Below are 18,710 nucleotides of genomic sequence, written 5' to 3' on the forward strand. Positions count from 1 at the left end.
AAAATCACATCGGTGCTGGGTGCGCACGCCAAGCCGCCCCAGTCAAGTCGGAGACCCGAGCAGAGGCGAGAGAAAAGGCAGCGCAAAGCAATAGGCTACCGGATCCAGGCAAGCCTGTCCAATGGGGTCCAATAGTTTGCCGTCGGACCACCCTCTCCGTCAAGGACCGACCCGGAGTCTCCAGCGGGTAGATCACCCACGAGACACCCGGCGCCCCTCTGGTGCGGAGTTACCTAGAGATTACAGTCCGGCGATCTCCTGGACCAGCCATCGGTCGCCGTTTCGGACCATCGTGAACCGGGTCCGGTTCAGGTCCACCCGGGGACTACCCTTCGTGATCGTGCTGGTGGTCGTCTGGTTGACGAAGATGATCAGCGTGACCCGGTCGGCGTCGCCGTCGCGGACCCCGACCTCGCGGACGTCGGCCTTCACCGTGGCCTTGGTCTTGGTGGCCAGTTCGCCGGCCACCTTCGCGGTCTCGTCGAACTTCGCGGCGAACTCCGGAGTCATCGTCGCGCGCGCGGCGGCGAAGCTTTTGTCCAGGTCACGGTAGTCATAGCTGAGCGCCGTCTCAGCCGCCTTCCGGCCCGCGGCGGCGGCCTGATTGCGGGCGTCCTCGGCCTGCTGGCCGTGCCAGGCTTTGATCCCGAGCACTGCGGCGACGGTCAGGGTGAGGACCACGACGATGCCGAGCGCAGCGGTCAGCGCAGTACCCAGACCGCGGGCAGGTTGCTCACTCTCCGTAGATATTTCTGGTTCGGGTGTCTTCTCGACAACCTCATCCACGACCTCTGCTGTGGCCGGGGTCACATCCTCTTCGACCGGCTCGATCTCGGCAACGTCCGGTTTCGCCGTACGGCGCTGGCCGGCGATCCGCGGGCGGCTGCGGCGGTCGGACATCAGCCCACCACCTGCAGGTCGGCGGTCAGCCAGCGGTCCTTCTCGCGAACCATGTCCAGCTTGATCCGGTACCGGCGCTGGACGCCCTCGGCCGAGGCCGTGTTCGTCACCACCGCGTTCACGATCACCAGCACCTGGGCGGAGTCCTTGTCGTTCGAGACCACGGCGGCCTCCTTGACGTCGCCCTTGGAGGTCGCCTTGTTGGTCACCACGTCGGTCTTCACCGCGTCGATCCCCTGCTGGAACTCCTGCTTGAACTGCCCGGTGGAGTCGTCGATGACCCGCTTCGAGTCCGCGTCCCAGGTCTGGTAGTCGTACGTCGTGAAGTCCAGCGCCAACTGCCGCGCCGCCTTCATCGCGCCGTCGCGTTGCGAGTCGTCGGCCCGCTGCTTGCTCAGGGCGACGACCGACAGCGTGAGGCCGGTGATCGCCACCAGGAGCAGCAGGCTGAGAGCCCAGGCCAGCACCAGCCGGCCGTTCCGTGCGATCACTGGCCGGTCACCGGTCCAAGGATGAGTGCTTTCCAGGAGTCACTGCCGAGCAGGTCCTGCTGTCCGCCGGTGGAGCCGAGGATCATTCCCGGCGTCCCACCGGTCCCGCCTACGGCACCGGTCGCCGGGTCGTAGCCGACCCCGTACCCGCCCCGGTTGAGGTCGCTGCTCGACGACGGGGTCGGCTTGTTCTGCGAGCCGCGGACGTTGATCCCGGTCGACGGGTCCGCCGTACATCCGGCCTTGGTGTTCGCCGGGGTGGGCTTGACGTCCTGCGGGACCCGTTTGTCCGTGCCGCCGTACCCGGGCCGGCAGGCGGGCGGGCTGATCCCGAGGACCAGGCCGAAGTGCGCGTCGTAGTGCCCGGTCCCCGGGTCCTTCGCCGGTACGACGTACCCGCCCATCGACACCAGCGGGTACACGACGAACAACTGCTCGACGGCGTCCAGCCGGACCGCGGTCAACTCGCTCACCGTCAGCAGGTTACCGAGCAGCACCGCGATCGATGCGCTGTTGTCCTGGATCAGGCCGGTGAGCTGGGTGGACGCGAGCGAGCCCTGGTCGATGACCGTCCGCAGGTTCTTGTCCGAGCTGACCAGGGTGTCGGACAGCAGCGCCAGGTTCTTCGCCCAGGTCTTGATCGCGTCGCCGCTGGCCACCTGGGTGGCGAGCACGGTGTCGCCGTCGTTGATCAGCTTGATGGTCTGCAGCACGTTCGCGTCCGCGTCGTCGATCAGCTTGCCGGAGCTGTCGATGATCTTCTGCAGGTCGGTGCCCTTGCCCTTCAGCGCCGTCCCGAGCTCGCGCACGGTGGTCCGCAGGCTCTCCTTGTCGACCGAGTTCACCAGCTGGTCCAGGTTCAGCAGCAGCTCGGTGGTGTCGATCGGGATCGCGGTGTCCTTGCGGTCGATCTTCGAGTTGTCCTGCAGGTACGGCGCCCCGTCGCGGCGCGGCTGCAGGTCGACGTACTGCTCGCCGATCGCCGACCGGTTCGCGACCACCGCGAGCAGGTCGTTCGGGATCTTGAACTTCTTGTCGATGTCCATGTCCACCTGGACGCCGTCGTCGAGCAGCTTCAGCTGACCGACCCGGCCGACCGGCTGGCCGCGGTAGGTCACCTCGGCGCCGGCGAAGATGCCGCCGGACTCGACGAAGCTGGCGCTGACGGTGTAGTCGGTGTTGACGATCAGCTTGTCGATCTGGGCGTACTTCGCGCCGACGAAGGCGACGCCGACGACGGTGATCAGCAGGAACACCATCAGCTGGATCCGGACCGCTCTGGTGATCATCCGACCACCCCCGGCATCAGCGCTTTCGCCAGGTCAGGGTCGAACCCGGACCGGTTCAGCTTCGGCGAGCAGACCGGCAGCCCGAGCACGGTGATGCAGGTCGTCGCGGTCCCGGTCGGGACCGGCAGCGACGGCAGCACGCTGCCTTGGGCCGGACTGGTCGGCAGGTGCACCGGGAGGCTGATCCGGTTGGTCGGGATCGCGGTCGGGCCGACCGTCGGCAGCTGGATCCCGAGCAGGCCGTCGAGTGCCTTCTTGGTGTTCACGTCCAGTGTGATCCCGAGGTTGGTGTAGTCACCCTTCGCGGCCTTGGCGGCGTTGTCGGGGAACGGATAGGTGAACAGCAGCTCCAGCGACTTCGGCAGGTTCTCCCCCGCCTCGGCCAGCTTGGTGAGGATCGGGTACAGCGACTGCAGGTTGGCCACCAGGTCCTTCTGCGCGGACGTGATCACCCGGGTCGCGGTGTTGCCCAGCGTGGCCAGCGCCTGCAGCGTCTTGACCAGCGCGGCGCGCTGCTTGTCCAGGGTCGCGATCGACGTCGGCAGCGAGTCGATCGCGGTCGCCAGCGTCGCCTTCTGCGCGTTCAGCTTCTTGGCGAGCGCGTCCACCGACTTGATCGCGGTGACGATCCGGTCCTTGTTCTGGTCCAGGGTGCCGACGAACGTGTTCAGCTGGGTGAGCACGCTGCGGATGGCCGGCTCGTTGCCGGTCAGCGCCTTGTTCAGCTCCTGCGTGATGATCTGCAGCTGGGCCACGCCGCCGCCGTTCAGCAGCAGCGAGAGCGCGGACAGGACTTCCTCGACCTCGACGTTGCTGGTGGTCCTGGACAGTGGGATCAGCTCGCCGTTGTCGAGCTTGCCGCGCGGCTTCTCGGACCCGGTCGGCGCGGCCAGCGACACGAACTTCTCACCCAGCAGGCTGGTCTGGCGGATCGTGGCGTGCGTGTTGTCCGGCAGTGCGAGGCTCTTCGGCAGCTTGATCCGCACCTTGGCGACGTACCCGTCCAGCCAGACCTTCTCGACCGTGCCGACGGTGACGTCGTCGACCTTCACCGACGACTTCGGCACCAGGTCCAGGACGTCCGCGAACTCCACGGTGACCGTGTACGACGGCCCCTTGATCTTCGCGCCGCCCGGCAGCGGGAGCGAGTAGACGGAGAAGTCGCAGCCGCTCAGCAGCGTCGCGAGCGCGATGACTCCGGCGACGATCGACGTACGGCGTCTCACTTGACCAACCCCCCGAGCGTCGGGTCCACGGGGTCGGGGCTGTTTAGCGGGGCCTTCGGCGTCGGCGCCCACGGCGTACCGGCAGGGCCGCCGCTGACCGGTGCGGTGCCGGTCAGCTGCTCGAGCAGCGGCAGCTTGGCGAGCGCGTCGAGGACCGGCTTCAGCGTGGAGCACATCGACATCGACTGCCCTGCCTGCAGCAGCAGCGAGCAGACGAACGTCGCCGGGTCGTCGAGCTGTCCCGGGTTGATGCGCTGGTCCAGCGTGCCGAACTGCGGGTTGTAGATCCGGGCCAGGTTGCCAAGACCGAGCGGCGCGGTGTCGAGCACCTCGGCCAGCGCGGCCTTCTCGTTCACCAGGATCTGCGACAGCTTGGTGGCGCCGGTGACCGTGTTCTTCACCAGCGTCCGGTTCTCCTTGACGAACGTCGCGACCTCACCGAGCGCGGTGGCGAGCAGCGACAGCGACGCACCCAGATCCTTGCGCTCACCGGCCAGCGTGGTCGAGACCGTGGCGAAGTTCGTGTTGAACTGCCGGACCAGCTGGTCGTTCGCGGCCAGCGCGGACACGAACGTCTGCAGCTGCCGGATGGTGTTGAACAGCGCCGACGAGTTGCCCGACAGCGTGCTGGTCAGCTTCGAGACGTCGGTGATGGTCTGGTTCAGCTTGGCGCCCTGGCCGTTCAGGTTCTTCGCCGAGACGTCGAGCAGCCGGGCCAGCGCGCCCTGGTCGTTCGCGCCCTTCGGCCCGAGCGCCACGGACAGGTCGTTGAGGCTCTGGTAGATCTGGTCGAGCTCCAGCGGTACGGCGGTCCGGTCGAGCGGGATCTGCGCGCCGTCGGCCATCACGGCGCCCTTGGAGTACGCCGGGGTGAGCTGCACGTACCGGTCCGCGACGATCGACGGCGAGGCGATCACCGCCTTCGCGGTGGCGGGGACCTTGTGCTTGGCCTCCCACCAGAACTTCACGCGCACGCTACGGCCGGCCGGCGTGACGCTCTCCACCTCGCCGACCTTGATGCCGAGGATCCGGACGTCCGATCCCGGGTACACCGAGACCGCGCGCGGGAAGTACGCCGTCGCCGTCACCCGCTCGGGCTTCGGCCACAGAGACACGGCGCCGACCACGATGATCACCAGGACCACCGCCATCGCGATCAGCCTCGAAATCGCGTTCACCCGCATCAGCCGCCACCTCCCAGGATCGGGGGCAGCCCGGTGGGCAGCACCTTGGGCAGTGGGATCTCGGGCACCGGCACCAGGTTCTGCAGGTACGTGTCGAACCACGGCCCGGTGCCGAGCGTGTTCGTGAAGACCCGGACGAACGGCGCCAGGCCCTTGATGCTCGCGTCCAGGGAGTTCTGGTTCTGCAGGAGTACGGCGAGCACCGCGTTCACCTTCTGCAGCGTCGGCCCGAGGTCCTTGCGGTTCTCCCGGACCAGCGCGGTGATCTGCGCGGACAGCTTCTGCGTCGACACCAGCAGCTGGTGGATCAGCGCCCGCCGGGCCTGCACGGCCTGGAAGACCTTGTTGCCGTCCTTCATCAGCTTGATCAGCTGCTGGTTGCGGTCGGCAAGAACCTTGGTGACCACGTTCGAGTGCTGCAGCAGCAGCTTGAGCTGCTCGTCGCGGGCGGCCACGTTCCGGGACAGGCGGGACAGGCCGGTGAGCGACGCCTTGACCTCTTCGGGTGTGTTCTTGAACGTCGCCGACAAGGTGTCCAGGGCCTTCGCCAGCTGAGCGGTGTTGATCCGCTCGGTGGTGTTGGCCAGGTCGGTGAAGGCGTCCACGACGTCGTACGCCGAGATCGTCCGGGCCAGCGGGATCTCGGAGCCCGGCTTCAGCTCGCCGGGGCCGGCCGGGTTGAGCTTCAGGTACTTCTGGCCGAGCAGGGTCTTGATCTTCATCTCGGCGCCGGTCTGGTCGCCGAGCTTCACGCCCTTGTCGACCACGAAGTCGACCCGGACGTGGGTGCCCTCGAGTTCGACGTCGCGGACCTTGCCGACGCGGACGCCGGCCACCCGGATCTCGTCGTTCGCCTTCAGGCCGCCGGCCTCGGAGAACTGCGCGGAGTACTTCGTCCCGCCGCCGATCAGCGGCAGATCCTGCGCCTTGAACGCGGCCAGCATGATCAGGCCGATCACCGTCAGCCCGATCACGCCGATCGTGACCTGGTTCTGCTCGCGGAAGGGCTTCACTTCGCGCACCTCGCCGAGTTGAGCTGGTACGAGACCGGGATGCGGGTGCCGGTGGGCAGCGTGACGTTGCCGTCGAAGTTGCACAGGTAGAAGTTGAACCAGGAGCCGTACGACGCGGTCCGGGTCATCGTGTTCAGCTTCTCCGGCATGAACTGCAGGGTCTTCACCCAGATCGCCTGGGTGTCGTCCAGCGTGCTGGCGACGGCGCGCAGCTTGTCCAGGTCGGCCTTGATCGGCACCCGGGTCTGCTGCAGCAGGCCCGCGGTCTTGGTGTTCAGCGAGTTGATCGAGGTCAGCGAGCTGAGGATCGGGTTGATGTCCTGGCTCAGACCGGTGATGAACTGCTGCAGGTTGATCAGCAGCTGGGAGAAGTTCGCCTGCCGCTGGGACACGATCTGCAGCGTCGAGGTCAGGTTCGTGATCAGGTCGCCGATCACCTGGTCGGCGTCGGCCAGCGTGGTGGTCAGCGACGCCGTCTTGGCCAGCAGCGACTCGATCGTGCCGCCCTCGCCCTGCAGCACCTTGATCACCTCGAAGGCGAACTGGTTCACGTCCGCCGGGGTGAGCGCGGTGAACAGCGGCTTGAAGCCGTTGAACAGCACCGACAGGTCGAGCGCCGGCGTCGTGCGTTCCTTCGGGATGACGCCGTTCTTCTTCAGCCGGTCGCCGCCGCCGATGCCGTCGGTGAGCGCGAGGTACCGGTTGCCGACCAGGTTGCGGTAGCGCAGCGTCGCATGTGTCGAGGTGTCGATCACCTGGTCGGAGTCGACGCTGAACGTCACCATCGCCAACGTGTTCTCGTACAGGGCGATCTTGTCGATCTGCCCGACCTTCACCCCGGCGATCCGGACGTCGTCGCCTTGGTTCAGCCCGACCGCGTCGGTGAAGACCGCACGGTACTTCGTGGTCGGGTTGAAGCTGATGTTCCCGATCGTCACCGCCAGCAGCGCGGTCGCGACGGTCGTGACCACCACGAAGATCCCGAGCCGGACGGTGTCGAACGTCGTCTTCCGGTCGAAGAAGCTCATTTGAGGTTCACCTGCCCGCCGCGGAGGAGAGGCCCGACCATCAGGGTCGTCAGATCCGGTACGTCGTTCGCGGCGACGCCCATCTCCGGGCCGACGACCGAGTCGATCACCTTCTGCTCGGCCGGCGATCCGACGCCCTGGGTGTCCATCGCGAACCCGGGCATGGCCCGGTTCAGCTGGAGGTCGAGCGGGAAGCGCTGGTTCTTGTTGTGGTCGCCGATCACGCCGTCGTCACCGGTGATGTACGGCGCCGGGTTCTGCTGGTTGTACGGACCCGGTTTCGAACCGGGGTGGCTGTAGTTCTTGCCGACACAGGTCGGGCCGCGATGGTCGGCGTACACCGGCTTCTCGTTCGGTTCGTACGGCGTCGGCTGGTTGGTGATCAGTTCGAGGTTGATGTTCAGCCGGCCGTCGCGGAACGTGTCGTTCAGGATCGGGGCGGTCTCGGTCATCACCTGGAGGAAGCACGGCACCTCTGGCGCGTACTTCTCCAGCAGGTCGAGCACGGGGCGGCTGACCTGGCCGAGCCGGATCACCCGGTCCTCGTTCGCCTTCAGGAACGTGTCGCCGGTCGTGGACAGGTTCTGCACGTCGACGAAGAACTGCTGCAACTGCTTCTGCTTCTCGACGACCGTGTTGCCGGTGATCGTCAGGTTCCGCAGCGCGCGGACCAGGTCCGGCGTCGCGTCGCCGTAGATGTCGGAGACCTGGGTGAGCTTGGCGAGCGCGTCCATCAGCTTCGGGACGTGCGGGTTCAGCTTCTTCAGGTACCCGTCGAGCTGGGTGAGGGTGCCGGCGATCTCGGCGCCGCGGCCCTCGAGTGCGGTCGCGAGCGTGTTCAGCGTGGCGTTCAGGTCGGCCGGGTCGACCGCCTGGAGCAGCGGCAGCGCGTCGTTCAGCACCTTCTCGATCTCGATGCCGACCGCGGTCTTGTCCCGGCTGATCACGTCGCCGGCCTTGATGTGCCGACCCCCTGTGCCAGCTGGACCGCTCGGCGGCACCAGCGCGACGTACTTCTCGCCGAACAGCGTCTTCGGCAGGATCCGGGCGCTGACCGCGGCGGAGATCTCGTCCACCTGGTCGGGCTTGAGCGCCAGGTCGACGGTCGCCTCGTCGCCGTCGGTGGAGACCCCGCGGACCTCGCCGACGATGATGCCGCGCAGTTTCACGTCCGCGTGCTCGTTGAGCTGCAGGCCGATGTGGCTGGTCTTGAGCTCGACGTCCACGGTCTTCGTGAAGACCTTGGCGTAGAACGCGTAGGTCAGCCAGAGCAGGAAGACCAGGACGCCGATGAACGCGACGCCCAGCACCTTGTGCGAGATCAGTCTCGTCATCCGGCCAGCCTGACGGTGGTCGTCGTACCCCAGATGGCCATCGACAGCAGCAGGTCGACGACGTTGATCACGACGATGGACGTCCGTACGGCGCGACCGACGGCGACGCCCACACCAGCGGGGCCGCCACTCGCGTGGTAGCCGTGGTAGCAGTGCACCAGGATCACCAGGACCGAGAACACCAGCACCTTGCCGAACGACCAGAGCACGTCTCCGGGTGGCAGGAACAGGTGGAAGTAATGGTCGTACGTGCCCGTACTCTGCCCGTAGAACGTGGTGACGGTGAGTCTGGTCGCGAAGTACGACGAGAGCAGGCCGACGACGTACAGCGGGATCACCGCGATCAGGCCGGCGATGATCCGGGTGGTGACCAGGAACGGCAGCGACGGGATCGCCATCACCTCGAGGGCGTCGATCTCCTCGCTGATCCGCATCGCGCCGAGCTGCGCGGTGAAACCGCAGCCGACGGTCGCGGCGAGCGCGATACCGGCGATCAACGGGCCGATCTCACGGGTGTTGATGTACGCCGACACGAAGCCGGCGAACGCCGACGTACCGATCTGGTTCAGCGCCGAGTAGCCCTGCAGGCCGACCTCGGTGCCGGTGAAGAACGCCAGGAACGTGATCACGCCGACGGTGCCGCCGATCACCGCGAGCGCGCCGCTGCCGAGGGTGACCTCGGCGAGCAGCCGGAGGATCTCCTTGCGGTACCGCGTGACGGACTTGCCGGACCAGGCCAGCGCCTTGATGTAGAAGGCGAGCTGCTCACCGAGATGGTCGAGCGAGTTCAGTGGCTTCTTGACCAGCACGTCCACCCAGGCCGACACGTCAGGCCCCCTTCGGCGGAACGAGCTGGAAGTAGATCGCGGTCATCGAGAAGTTCGCGACGAACAGCAGCATGAACGTGATGACGACCGACTGGTTCACCGCGTCGCCGACGCCCTTCGGCCCGCCGCCCGCGTTACAGCCCTTGTACGACGCGACGACCGCGGCGATGAACCCGAACACCAGCGCCTTCGCCTGCCCCTGCCACAGGTCGGGCAGATGCGCGAGCGCCGTGAAGCTCGCGATGTAGCTACCGGGTGTGCCGTCCTGGAGGACGACGTTGAAGACGTAGCCGCCCATCACACCGACCACGCTGACGAAACCGTTCAGGAAGAACGCGACCAGCATCGTCGCCAGCACCCGCGGTACAACGAGGCGCTGGATCGGGTCGATACCGAGCACCATCATCGCGTCCAGCTCTTCACGGATCTTCCGCGAGCCGAGGTCCGCGCAGATCGCCGAGCCACCAGCCCCGGCGATCAGCAGCGCGGTCGCGATCGGCGACGCCTCCCGGACGACGGCCAGTACGGCGGCGGATCCGGTGAAGGCCTGCGCGCCGAACTGCTTGATCAGGCCGCCGACCTGCAGCGCGATCACCGCGCCGAACGGGATCGCGACCAGTGCGGTCGGGATGATCGTCACACTCGCGACGAACCAGGCCTGCTGGAGGAACTCCTTCACCTGGAACGGCCGGCGGAACGTGGCCCGGCCGGTGTCGAGAGCGAAGGCGAACAGCGAACCTGCCTGCTTCAGCGGGGCGGTGGCAGAAACAGTCACCTGGCCCCCACCGTCGAAGTGGCGAACGAGCCGGGTGGCGGCGTGACGCCGTGCTCCCGGCACCAGGCGCCCGGCTCCCGCTGAGTGGGCCGGAGCATGCCGCTGCTCGGCAGCTGCTGGATCGGGATCGGCGGCAGCGGCGGCAGTTCCTGGCCGGCCTCGGCGGCCAGTTCGTCGGCGTCCTTCTCCTCGGACATGCCGATCGGGCCGACCATCTGCGCGTTCAGGAACTGGCGGACCACCGGCTCCTCGCTGGACAGCAGCATCTCCCGCGGGCCGAACATGGCCAGGTGCCGGTGGTAGAGCATGCCGATGTTGTCCGGCACGGTGCGCGCGGTGTTGACGTCGTGCGTGACGATCAGGAACGTCGGGCTGAACGCCTCGTTCAGGTCGATCATCACCTGGTTCAGGAACGACGTACGGACCGGGTCCAGGCCGGAGTCGGGCTCGTCGACCAGGAGGATCTGCGGATCCAGCACCAGCGCGCGGGCCAGGCCGGCGCGCTTGCGCATACCGCCGGAGATCTCGCCGGGCAGCTTCTTCTCCGCGCCCACCAGGCCGACCATCTCCATCTTCTCCATCACGATGGAGCGGATGTCGGACTCGGACTTCTTGGTGTGCTCGCGGAGCGGGAACGCGACGTTGTCGTACAGGTTCATCGAGCCGAACATCGCGCCGTCCTGGAACAGCACGCCGAGCAGCCGCCGGACGTCGTACAGCTCGCGCTCGCTGCAGGTGGCGATGTCGGTGCCCTCGATATACACGTGGCCCTTGTCGGGCTTGAGCAGACCGATCAGCGTCTTCAGGAACACGGACTTGCCGGTACCGGACGGGCCGAGCATCACGCAGATCTCACCGGCCGGCAGCGTCAGGGACACATCGCCCCAGATCAGCTGGCTGCCGAAGGACTTGGTGAGACCTTCGACGCGGACTTCTACGCCCACCGGCCCTCCTCACGGGAATGTTCTGGCTGCCCCGAACCGACGAGTACGCGGTTCCAACGACGGAGCAGTGGCCTAGGTTACGCACGAGTACGGTTTTGCGTAACCCCTGGAAGTCAAGCGGTTGCGATACTAACCATCACGTAATGGCAGAAGGGCGGCCCCCTTGCGGGGACCGCCCTTCTCTACACATTCGTTACGCTCCTTGACGGAACGTAAGCGACATCACTTCAGGGTGACGGTGGCGCCGGCGCCCTCGAGGGCCTCCTTGGCCTTCTCCGCGGCAGCCTTGTCGACCTTCTCCAGGATCGGCTTCGGGGCCGACTCCACGAGGTCCTTGGCCTCCTTCAGGCCGAGGCTCGTGAGACCGCGCACCTCCTTGATGACCTGGATCTTCTTGTCGCCGGCCGACTCGAGAACGACGTCGAACTCGTCCTGCTCCGCAGCCTCTTCGGCAGCGGCAGCCGGCGCGCCCGGAGCGGCGGCAACGGCGACCGGGGCGGCGGCGGTGACGCCGAACTCCTCCTCGAACGCCTTAACGAACTCCGACAGCTCCAGCAGGGTCAGTTCCTTGAACTGGCCGAGGAGCTCTTCGGTGCTGAGCTTCGCCATGGTGGCGGTCCTTCCTAACAAATGGTGCTTGGTGATCACTGATGGGGTGTTGCGGTGAGATGCCTCAGCTGTCAGCTGCGGCGGTCTCCTCGGTGCTCGCCTCGGCAGGTGCCTCGACCGTGTCCTGGACGGTGTCCTGAACATCCGCCGCCGCTGGGGCGTCGGCGGCCGGCAACTTGTCCTGCAGCGCCGCGAACAGGCGCGCGGCCTGCGACAGCGGAGCAGCGAACAGCGACACCGCTTGCTGCGGGGCCGCCTTCATCGCACCTGCGAGCTTCGCGAGGAGGACCTCACGCGACTCCAGGTCAGCGAGCTTGCTGATCTCGTCAGAGCCGAGTGCCTTACCGTCCAGCACTCCACCCTTGATGACGAGCAGGGGATTCGCCTTGGCGAAGTCACGCAGACCCTTGGCCGCAACCACCGGGTCGCCCTTGATGAAGGCGATTGCCGAGGGGCCTTCGAGCAGCGAGTCGAACGAGTCGACTCCCGCATCCTTGGCCGCGATCTTGGTCAGCGTGTTCTTCACCACGGCGTAGTTCACGTCGTCACCGAGCGAAACTCGAAGCTGCTTGAGCTGCGCAACGGTGAGACCGCGGTACTCGGTCAGCACGGCGCCGTTGGAGCTACGGAACTCGTCCGTCAGCTCCGCGACAGCGGCTGCCTTGTCCGGCCTCGCCATGGGGGTCTCCTTCTTTCGGCTTCCTTGCCTAAGACCCCTGACAATGTCTGTGCCCCAAAAAGAAAGCGCCCCTGCACAGGTGCAAGGGGCGTGAACATACAGATATCACTATCCAAGTCACCTGCGCGGGCCGCCCACCTGAGTGGGACCTTCAGTCACTCGAAAGTGACAACCAGCGGTCTTCGGCAATGAACAGTGTGCCTTGCGTACACACGCTTAATCAAATCGGGCGCCGATGGGCAGGGATCCACCGGTGCATCGCCGTGGCCGCGGCCCACCCGGTTCCGGCCATGATCACGATCGCCGGCCCCAGTCCGAGCAGCGCAGTCGCACCTGCGAGCAGTAGTGGTCCGGCACCGTTGCCAGTATCTGCGAAGAGCCTGAACGCACCGAGGAACTGGGCTCGTCCGACCGGCGGCGACGCGTCCGCGCCCAGGGTCATGATCACGCCGGCGCCCAGCCCGTTCCCGATCCCCATCAGCAACGCGACCGCTGTCAGGGTGGCCGTGCTGTGCGTCAACGGCAGCAGCAGATGCGCTGACCCCAGCACGAACATCGACGGTACGGCGACCCACTTGCGACCGAGCCGGTCCATCACCGAACCGGCCGGATAGAAGAGCAACATGTCCACCGCACCGGACAGTCCGAAGATGATGCTGGTCGTCTGCGGGTCCAGTCCGATGTGCAACGCCCACAGCGGGATCACCACCTGCCGCGACGCCCGCACCGCCCCGACGAGCAACGCTCCGACACCGAGAGTCCGCAGTACCGGGAAGTGGTCGCGGATGACGCCCCAGGTCGACTGTGCCGCGATCGGTCCCTTCCCGCGTCGGTTGGCGACGTCCGGCAGGCTCACGAGGACAGCACAGGCGAGTACGGCGGCCACCAGGTGCACCCAGTACGCGCCGTCCGTACCGAGGAACTTCATCGCGCCTGCACCGAGGAACGGACCGATGAACGAGCCGATGCGCTGTACGCCGCCCAGTGTGGACAGCGCACGGGCCCGTCGCTCGATCGGTACGGCTTCACTCAGGTAGGCCTGCCGGGCGAGGCCCCAGACGGCACCGGCCAGTCCGGTGCAGCCGATGGCGATGGCCAGACCCCAGACGGTTGGAACGACCAGGCAGGCCGCTAGTGCAAGCGCTACGAGGACGGTGGCGGACAGCATCGCGCTGCGCTCACCGATGCGGTTCGTGAGTGCGCCAGCTGGGATGTCGCCGATCACCTGGCCCAGTCCGGCTGCAGCGACGACCAGACCGGCTACGGCGACCGAGGCGCCCAGGTGCGTGGCCGACAGCGCTACGACGGGTGCGATCGCGCCCTGACCGATTCCGTACAGCAGAGCGGGCAGATAGACCGCAGGTGCGATTTTCCAGAGGCTTCGGGCCTGTGACATCACCGGCCGCCGGCCAGCGCCGTACTGCGGTCCCGGGCGACCGGGGTGGCCCCCAGCAACTCCGACACCGACCAGGCACCTTCGGCGACCCTCATCCCGAACTCCTCCATCCGCTCGACCGGCATCCGCATCTCGGGGCCGGACACACTCAGACAACCGGCGACCTCGCCGGAGTAGCCGAACACCGGCGCCGCGACGCTGCAGATCCCTGGCGTCCGCTCGGTCCGCGACATCGCGTACCCGCGCCGGCGGATCACCGCGAACTGCTCCGCGAGCACCTCCGGGTCGGTGATGGTCGCGGGCTGCACCTGCTCGAGCGGGCCCTTCAGGACCTCCTGCTGCCGCTCGAACGGCAGGAACGCCAGCAGCACCTTCCCCGGTGCACCGAGTGGCAGCGCGACCGGCAGGCCGAACTCGGTGTAGGTACGGCGCAACTGGTGATGGCTCTCGACCTGGTCGAGGACGACGCGCTGCCCTGACGGGAGCAACTCGTGCACGGCCGCGGTCTCCCCTGTGTCATCGCGGAGTGCACGCAGCACCGGCAGGGCAGCGTCGCGCAGGCCGGCCGGAATCCCGCCGCTGTGCGCCAGCTGCACGACCAGCGGACCGATCGCGTACCGCCGGTGGGCGGTCTGCCGGACGAGCCCGTTCTCCTGCATGGCGAGCAGTAGCCGGTGCACGGTGCTCGTGGACAGACCGGTCGCCCGCGCCAGGTCACTGATCCCGAGGTCCGGCGTCCGCGCGTCGAAGCAGCGAAGGATCGCCACAGCGCGGTCGATCGACTGCACCGAGCCACGCGCTTCCTGCATGGTGAAACCATATCCCGCGATACGGGAAACCTGTCGAGGTAATGTCCAGCCGGTGAGCATCACCGCCTCCTGGAGCCGGCTCGACGAGTGGCTCGCCCAGAACGCTCCGACGACGTACGCCGTCCTCGCCGCGCCGGTCACCGACGCAGAACTGGAAGCGGCCCAGAGCGTGGTCGAGCTGCCACCCGAGCTGATCGAGTCGCTCAGGTGCCACAACGGCCTGACGTCCTGGGCGAACCTCCTGCCTGAGGCGCCGCCGTCGAGCGCAGCCCAGATCGCCGAGAACTGGCAGCTGCGGATGGACCTGGCCGCGGACGTCGACGGTTTCGCCGTCCATCAGCCGGAGTCGGAGCCCTACTGGCATCCGGCCTGGATCCCGTGGGCCGATGGCGACGGCGATCTTCAGGTCATAGACCTGCGCCCCGGTCCTGTGCGCGGTCGACTGGGTATGGCGGCGCACGACGGTACCGGCGACTTCACGGTTAGTTGGCCGGACCTCACGTCGTACCTCTCAGATGTGGTGCACTCCCTGCACCACGGCACCGGCGTCAACGGGTGGTACCCGTACCTCACCACCTACCAGGAGCTCTGGTGGGACCGCGGCCCGGACCAGCGGACCGTCAACGACGAGCCACTGATCCGGGTGCCGGTTTAGCTCAAGACGGCGAGCGCGTCGATCTCGACCAGCATGTCCGGCAGCGGCAGGCCGGTGAAGACAGTGGTCCGCGACGGCAGGACGCCGCTCGGCGTACGGGTCGACACGAACTCGGCGTACGCCTCGTTCATCGCGGCGAAGTCCTCGCGCTGGGTGAGGTAGACGCGCAGCATCACCACGTCGTCGATGCTCGCACCGCCGGCCTTCAGGATCGCCTCGATGTTCTGCAGGACCCGCGTGGTCTGGCCCTTCACGTCACCGGTGAACACGAAGTCGCCGCTGGCCGGGTCGACCGAGCCCTGGCCGGAGACCTGCAGGATGTTGCCCTTGCGGACGCCCTGCGAGAACACCGGCATCGGCGCCGGCGCGTCGGTGGTGGAGACTGCGCTCTTGTCGGACATGAGACCTCTCATCAGTTGTAGTCGGCACTGATCGCTTCTGCGGTGGCGAGCAGGTCTGGCAGCAGCTCGAGCACCTGGTCATAGTTCAGCAGTACGTCGGGCACGGACAACGACACGGCCCCGACAACGCGTCCGGTGCTGTCACTCAGCGGCGCACCGATGCAGTTGATGAACGACTCGTGCTCTGCCTTGTCCTGCGCCCAGCCACGCTCTTTGGTCAGCTCCAGCTCGTCCCGCAACCGGTCCGCGTCAGTGATGGTGTTGGGCGTGTACACCTTGTAGTCCAGCGTCGCCAGCACCGCCTCCCGCTGCCGCTTCGGCTGCGCAGCCAGCAGTACCTTGCCGACCGCAGTGCAGTGCAGAGCCGCCGGTACGCCGACCTGCGAGTACATGCGCACCGAGCGCACACTGTCGAGCTTGTCGACGTAGATGACCTCACCGTTCTCCCAGGCGGCCAGGTGAACCGTCTGGCCGGTCTTCTGGTTCAGCTCACGCAGATGCGGTGCAGCAACCTGCCGTACGACGTGTTGCTCGCGCGCGACGTCAGCGAGCGCGAACAGACGCGACCCCAGGCGGTACCGGTGCTGGGCGTCCCGCCGTACGAACCGCTCTGCCTCCATGGTGCGCAGCAGACGCAGGACCGTCGTCTTGTGCACGCCCAGCTCGGTCGCGAGCTGGTCCAGCGATCGCTCCCCCTCGCCGAGGCTCTTGAGGATCTGCAACGCCCTGCCGAGGCTCTGACTCATGCCGCACCGATCTTCGTCGCCGCCCACTCCTCGTCGGTCGCGTTCAGCAGGCGTTCGCGCTCAGCCGCGTCCGGCGGCGGTGCGTGGTCCTCCGGCGCAGTCAGCACCGCGGCAGCGTTCAAATGCCCCAACCGCAGCCGCTGCACCATCGGCAACCCCTGCAACGTCCCCGCTAGAAAACCGGCCGCAAACGCATCCCCGGCACCCACCGTCTCTACGACGTCTACCGTGAGCGCTGGAACCTCAGTGCGGCCGCCTGACTCAAGAACCATCGCCCGGTGCGCGTCGTCCTTCACAACCAGGACAGGCGTTTCGAGCCGCTCGTACAGCTCGTCCGGGTCGCCTGTGCCTGCGAAGACCTCTGCCTCGTCCGCACCGATCAGCACGATGTCGGCTGCCTTCAGCAACCGCCACAACGGCTCAGGGTCCCTGTCACGCCACAGCGCCGGCCGCCAGTTCAGGTCCACGCTGAGCAGGTACTCGCGCGGCTCGGTCGCCAGCCGCTCCAGCATCTCCGCACTGGTCGTGGAGATCGCTGCAGTGATTCCGGTCGTGTGCACGAGCTTGGCCTGCTTGAGTCGCTCGCTGACCTCGGGCCGGTCCAGGAACTCCGTGTTCATGGCAGCTGCCGCCGAGCCGGTCCGGTAGTAGTGCATCCGGGAGCGCCCGTTCTCCGACTCCTTCACGTAGAGCGCGGTCGGCCGGACCGGGTCCAGCTCGACACCTCCGACGTCGACGCCACGCGTCTGCAAATCCCGCAGTACGTGCTGACCGAAGCCGTCGTCCCCGAGCCGCGAGATCCATCCCGTCGGTACGCCGAGCGCCGCCAGCCCACCGGCGACGTTGCACTCCGCTCCGCCGACCGACCGCCGGAACGTCTCCACGTCTTTGAGGGGTCCCGGCCCGCCCGCCAGCATGATCATCGCCTCACCCAGGCAGATCGCGTCCGTCTCAGGGAGCGGTTCGGGCATCGGCACTCCTTGGCGGCGGGGTGATGGGATGTGCGTTGACGCGACTTCGGGCGCGATGCTACAACCGACGAGTCAGAATGCGCAATGAGCGTTGCGTATTCTGCAATCCCAAACCCCAGGGGGTCAGATGCCTGCTTACGATGCCGACACCGTCGCCGCGCTCGCCGATCAGCAGGTGAGCTGGCAGGACAAGGCCCTGCCGCCCGCCTTCTGGGGCCGCACCGTCGCGGAGGTGCTGGCCGACCGGCCTCGGCTGTCCCAGCTGCCCACTCCGCTGATGACGCTGTCGGCCCCCGGACTGCGACACAACGTCGACACCCTCGCCACCTGGTGCACCCGGCACGGCGTGGAGCTCGCACCGCACGGCAAGACCACGATGGCGCCCGCCCTCTGGGCGATGCAGCTCGACGCCGGTGCTTGGGCGATCACGCTGGCCAACGGATTCCAGCTCGGCGTCGCCCGCGCGTACGGCGTACAGCGGGTCCTGATCGCGAACGCGGTGATCTCGCCCCTGCAGCTGCGCTGGATCGCCGACGAGCTCGCGGCCGACCCGTCGTTCGAGGTGATGGTGTGGGCCGACTCGGTCCGTACCGTCCAGCAGATCGAAGCGGCCCGCTCGGCGTACGTCGGCGCGGACGCGCGACCGCTCGACGTGATGGTCGAGGTCGGCGGCATCGGCGGCCGGACCGGCGCGCGGGATCTCGAGACCGCACTGGCCGTCGGTGAGGCGATCGCCGGCGCGTCGACCCTTCGGCTCGTCGGCGTGGCCGGGTACGAGGGCGCGATCGGGCACGGCGTCGACGAGGCCAACCTCGAGGAGGTCCGCGCGTACCTACGGGAGCTCGCGACCGTTCACCACCGCCTGCGGCCGCTGTACGACGAGGACGTCGTACCGATCGTCAGCGCGGGCGGGAGCCAGTACTTCGAGCAGGTCGCGAAGGTGCTCGCCTCGGAGGCCGGCGAAGGCGCTCGCGTGGTACTGCGGTCCGGCGCATACATCGCCCACGACGACGGCCTCTACCGTCGGTTGTCGCCGCTCGGCGAGCACCCGCGGACGGACGGCGAGCAGCTCGTGCCGGCGATGCACGGCTGGATGCGCATCACGTCGCAACCCGAGCCGGGCCTGGCGATCTTCGACGGCGGGCGCCGCGACTTCCCGTTCGACCAGGACTATCCCGAGCCGCAGCTGATCCGGCCGCGGTCGGAGGGCTCACCGATCCTGCCGGCCACCGGGATGAAGGTGACGAACCTCAACGACCAGCACGGCTACCTGCAGTTCGGCGACGACCAGGACGTGGTGATCGGCGACGAGCTGCGGGTCGGCCTGTCGCACCCCTGCACGGCCTTCGACAAGTGGGGCCTGATCCCGGTCGTCGACGACCCGGACGCCGCCGATCCCGTGATCGTCGACCTGGTCCGGACGTTCTTCTGAC

Annotated in this window: 20 protein-coding genes; 2 read left to right on the forward strand and 18 right to left on the reverse strand. The window is 67.4% G+C overall.

The window, feature by feature from the left end; all coding sequences use genetic code 11:
• Window positions 1-240: 240 nt before the first annotated feature.
• The 15 genes from ACLJOO_RS05855 to ACLJOO_RS05925 form a co-directional block, all read right to left on the reverse strand.
• Window positions 241-900, reverse strand: coding sequence for a hypothetical protein (locus tag ACLJOO_RS05855; RefSeq protein ID WP_410785772.1), 660 nt, complete (start codon window positions 898-900; stop codon window positions 241-243).
• Complete coding sequence (locus ACLJOO_RS05860) at window positions 900-1,391, reverse strand: hypothetical protein (RefSeq protein ID WP_410785773.1); 492 nt, start codon at window positions 1,389-1,391, stop codon at window positions 900-902. The genes ACLJOO_RS05855 and ACLJOO_RS05860 overlap by 1 nt, the downstream gene beginning before the upstream one ends.
• The gene (locus tag ACLJOO_RS05865; RefSeq protein ID WP_410785774.1) at window positions 1,388-2,680 is read right to left on the reverse strand and encodes an MCE family protein; all 1,293 of its coding nucleotides are present in this window, start codon (window positions 2,678-2,680) and stop codon (window positions 1,388-1,390) included. Before ACLJOO_RS05865 ends, ACLJOO_RS05860 begins: the two co-directional genes overlap by 4 nt.
• Complete coding sequence (locus ACLJOO_RS05870) at window positions 2,677-3,906, reverse strand: MCE family protein (RefSeq protein ID WP_410785775.1); 1,230 nt, start codon at window positions 3,904-3,906, stop codon at window positions 2,677-2,679. The genes ACLJOO_RS05865 and ACLJOO_RS05870 overlap by 4 nt, the downstream gene beginning before the upstream one ends.
• Window positions 3,903-5,090 (reverse strand): MCE family protein, encoded by a 1,188-nt coding sequence (locus ACLJOO_RS05875; protein WP_410785776.1) that lies wholly within the window; start codon window positions 5,088-5,090, stop codon window positions 3,903-3,905. The genes ACLJOO_RS05870 and ACLJOO_RS05875 overlap by 4 nt, the downstream gene beginning before the upstream one ends.
• Window positions 5,090-6,103 (reverse strand): MCE family protein, encoded by a 1,014-nt coding sequence (locus tag ACLJOO_RS05880; protein WP_410785777.1) that lies wholly within the window; start codon window positions 6,101-6,103, stop codon window positions 5,090-5,092. The genes ACLJOO_RS05875 and ACLJOO_RS05880 overlap by 1 nt, the downstream gene beginning before the upstream one ends.
• Window positions 6,100-7,131, reverse strand: coding sequence for an MCE family protein (locus ACLJOO_RS05885; RefSeq protein ID WP_410785778.1), 1,032 nt, complete (start codon window positions 7,129-7,131; stop codon window positions 6,100-6,102). The genes ACLJOO_RS05880 and ACLJOO_RS05885 overlap by 4 nt, the downstream gene beginning before the upstream one ends.
• Window positions 7,128-8,465 carry an MCE family protein gene (locus ACLJOO_RS05890; RefSeq protein ID WP_410785779.1) on the reverse strand — a complete coding sequence of 446 codons (1,338 nt, stop codon included), beginning with the start codon at window positions 8,463-8,465 and terminating at the stop codon, window positions 7,128-7,130. Before ACLJOO_RS05890 ends, ACLJOO_RS05885 begins: the two co-directional genes overlap by 4 nt.
• Window positions 8,462-9,292 (reverse strand): MlaE family ABC transporter permease, encoded by an 831-nt coding sequence (locus ACLJOO_RS05895; RefSeq protein WP_131335195.1) that lies wholly within the window; start codon window positions 9,290-9,292, stop codon window positions 8,462-8,464. Before ACLJOO_RS05895 ends, ACLJOO_RS05890 begins: the two co-directional genes overlap by 4 nt.
• Window position 9,293: 1 nt before the next feature.
• The gene (locus tag ACLJOO_RS05900) at window positions 9,294-10,067 is read right to left on the reverse strand and encodes an MlaE family ABC transporter permease (protein ID WP_130384661.1); all 774 of its coding nucleotides are present in this window, start codon (window positions 10,065-10,067) and stop codon (window positions 9,294-9,296) included.
• On the reverse strand, window positions 10,064-11,011 hold the full coding sequence (locus ACLJOO_RS05905; RefSeq protein WP_410785780.1) for an ABC transporter ATP-binding protein: 948 nt from the start codon (window positions 11,009-11,011) through the stop codon (window positions 10,064-10,066). The genes ACLJOO_RS05900 and ACLJOO_RS05905 overlap by 4 nt, the downstream gene beginning before the upstream one ends.
• Window positions 11,012-11,233: 222 nt before the next feature.
• The gene (gene rplL / locus ACLJOO_RS05910) at window positions 11,234-11,620 is read right to left on the reverse strand and encodes a 50S ribosomal protein L7/L12 (protein WP_131286391.1); all 387 of its coding nucleotides are present in this window, start codon (window positions 11,618-11,620) and stop codon (window positions 11,234-11,236) included.
• Between the two features lie 64 nt (window positions 11,621-11,684).
• Entirely contained in the window at window positions 11,685-12,299 is a 615-nt protein-coding gene (gene rplJ, locus ACLJOO_RS05915) for a 50S ribosomal protein L10 (RefSeq protein WP_410785781.1), read from the reverse strand.
• A 220-nt stretch (window positions 12,300-12,519) separates the two neighbouring features.
• Window positions 12,520-13,695, reverse strand: a complete 1,176-nt coding sequence (locus ACLJOO_RS05920) for an MFS transporter (protein ID WP_410785782.1) — start codon at window positions 13,693-13,695, stop codon at window positions 12,520-12,522.
• Complete coding sequence (locus tag ACLJOO_RS05925) at window positions 13,695-14,504, reverse strand: IclR family transcriptional regulator (protein ID WP_410785783.1); 810 nt, start codon at window positions 14,502-14,504, stop codon at window positions 13,695-13,697. The genes ACLJOO_RS05920 and ACLJOO_RS05925 overlap by 1 nt, the downstream gene beginning before the upstream one ends.
• Window positions 14,505-14,556: 52 nt before the next feature.
• Between ACLJOO_RS05925 and ACLJOO_RS05930 the strand changes: the two genes are divergently transcribed.
• Window positions 14,557-15,159 carry an SMI1/KNR4 family protein gene (locus tag ACLJOO_RS05930; RefSeq protein WP_410785784.1) on the forward strand — a complete coding sequence of 201 codons (603 nt, stop codon included), beginning with the start codon at window positions 14,557-14,559 and terminating at the stop codon, window positions 15,157-15,159.
• Here ACLJOO_RS05930 and ACLJOO_RS05935 read toward each other — a convergent pair.
• From ACLJOO_RS05935 to ACLJOO_RS05945, 3 genes are read right to left on the reverse strand one after another with little or no spacing between them, the layout of a single operon-like run.
• Entirely contained in the window at window positions 15,156-15,560 is a 405-nt protein-coding gene (locus tag ACLJOO_RS05935) for a RidA family protein (RefSeq protein WP_410785785.1), read from the reverse strand. The two genes, ACLJOO_RS05930 and ACLJOO_RS05935, sit on opposite strands and share 4 nt — an antisense overlap.
• An 11-nt stretch (window positions 15,561-15,571) precedes the next feature.
• The gene (locus ACLJOO_RS05940; RefSeq protein WP_410785786.1) at window positions 15,572-16,306 is read right to left on the reverse strand and encodes an IclR family transcriptional regulator; all 735 of its coding nucleotides are present in this window, start codon (window positions 16,304-16,306) and stop codon (window positions 15,572-15,574) included.
• Window positions 16,303-17,277 (reverse strand): sugar kinase, encoded by a 975-nt coding sequence (locus tag ACLJOO_RS05945; protein ID WP_410785787.1) that lies wholly within the window; start codon window positions 17,275-17,277, stop codon window positions 16,303-16,305. The genes ACLJOO_RS05940 and ACLJOO_RS05945 overlap by 4 nt, the downstream gene beginning before the upstream one ends.
• Window positions 17,278-17,404: 127 nt before the next feature.
• Here ACLJOO_RS05945 and ACLJOO_RS05950 point away from each other — a divergent pair, with 127 nt between their 5' ends.
• The gene (locus ACLJOO_RS05950; protein ID WP_410785788.1) at window positions 17,405-18,709 is read left to right on the forward strand and encodes an amino acid deaminase; all 1,305 of its coding nucleotides are present in this window, start codon (window positions 17,405-17,407) and stop codon (window positions 18,707-18,709) included.
• Window position 18,710: the final 1 nt, after the last annotated feature.

Source organism: Kribbella sp. C-35, assembly GCF_046549195.1.
Classification (GTDB): Bacteria; Actinomycetota; Actinomycetes; order Propionibacteriales; family Kribbellaceae; genus Kribbella.

Bases quoted from the DNA above. Each gene is read 5' to 3' on its own strand.
- rplJ (WP_410785781.1), bottom strand. From the start codon at position 12,299: ATGGCGAGGCCGGACAAGGCAGCCGCTGTCGCGGAGCTGACGGACGAG.
- ACLJOO_RS05940 (WP_410785786.1), bottom strand. From the start codon at position 16,306: ATGAGTCAGAGCCTCGGCAGGGCGTTGCAGATCCTCAAGAGCCTCGGC.
- rplL (WP_131286391.1), bottom strand. From the start codon at position 11,620: ATGGCGAAGCTCAGCACCGAAGAGCTCCTCGGCCAGTTCAAGGAACTG.
- ACLJOO_RS05920 (WP_410785782.1), bottom strand. From the start codon at position 13,695: ATGTCACAGGCCCGAAGCCTCTGGAAAATCGCACCTGCGGTCTATCTG.
- ACLJOO_RS05935 (WP_410785785.1), bottom strand. From the start codon at position 15,560: ATGTCCGACAAGAGCGCAGTCTCCACCACCGACGCGCCGGCGCCGATG.
- ACLJOO_RS05865 (WP_410785774.1), bottom strand. From the start codon at position 2,680: ATGATCACCAGAGCGGTCCGGATCCAGCTGATGGTGTTCCTGCTGATC.
- ACLJOO_RS05945 (WP_410785787.1), bottom strand. From the start codon at position 17,277: ATGCCCGAACCGCTCCCTGAGACGGACGCGATCTGCCTGGGTGAGGCG.
- ACLJOO_RS05875 (WP_410785776.1), bottom strand. From the start codon at position 5,090: ATGCGGGTGAACGCGATTTCGAGGCTGATCGCGATGGCGGTGGTCCTG.
- ACLJOO_RS05885 (WP_410785778.1), bottom strand. From the start codon at position 7,131: ATGAGCTTCTTCGACCGGAAGACGACGTTCGACACCGTCCGGCTCGGG.
- ACLJOO_RS05950 (WP_410785788.1), top strand. From the start codon at position 17,405: ATGCCTGCTTACGATGCCGACACCGTCGCCGCGCTCGCCGATCAGCAG.
- ACLJOO_RS05855 (WP_410785772.1), bottom strand. From the start codon at position 900: ATGTCCGACCGCCGCAGCCGCCCGCGGATCGCCGGCCAGCGCCGTACG.
- ACLJOO_RS05890 (WP_410785779.1), bottom strand. From the start codon at position 8,465: ATGACGAGACTGATCTCGCACAAGGTGCTGGGCGTCGCGTTCATCGGC.
- ACLJOO_RS05925 (WP_410785783.1), bottom strand. From the start codon at position 14,504: ATGCAGGAAGCGCGTGGCTCGGTGCAGTCGATCGACCGCGCTGTGGCG.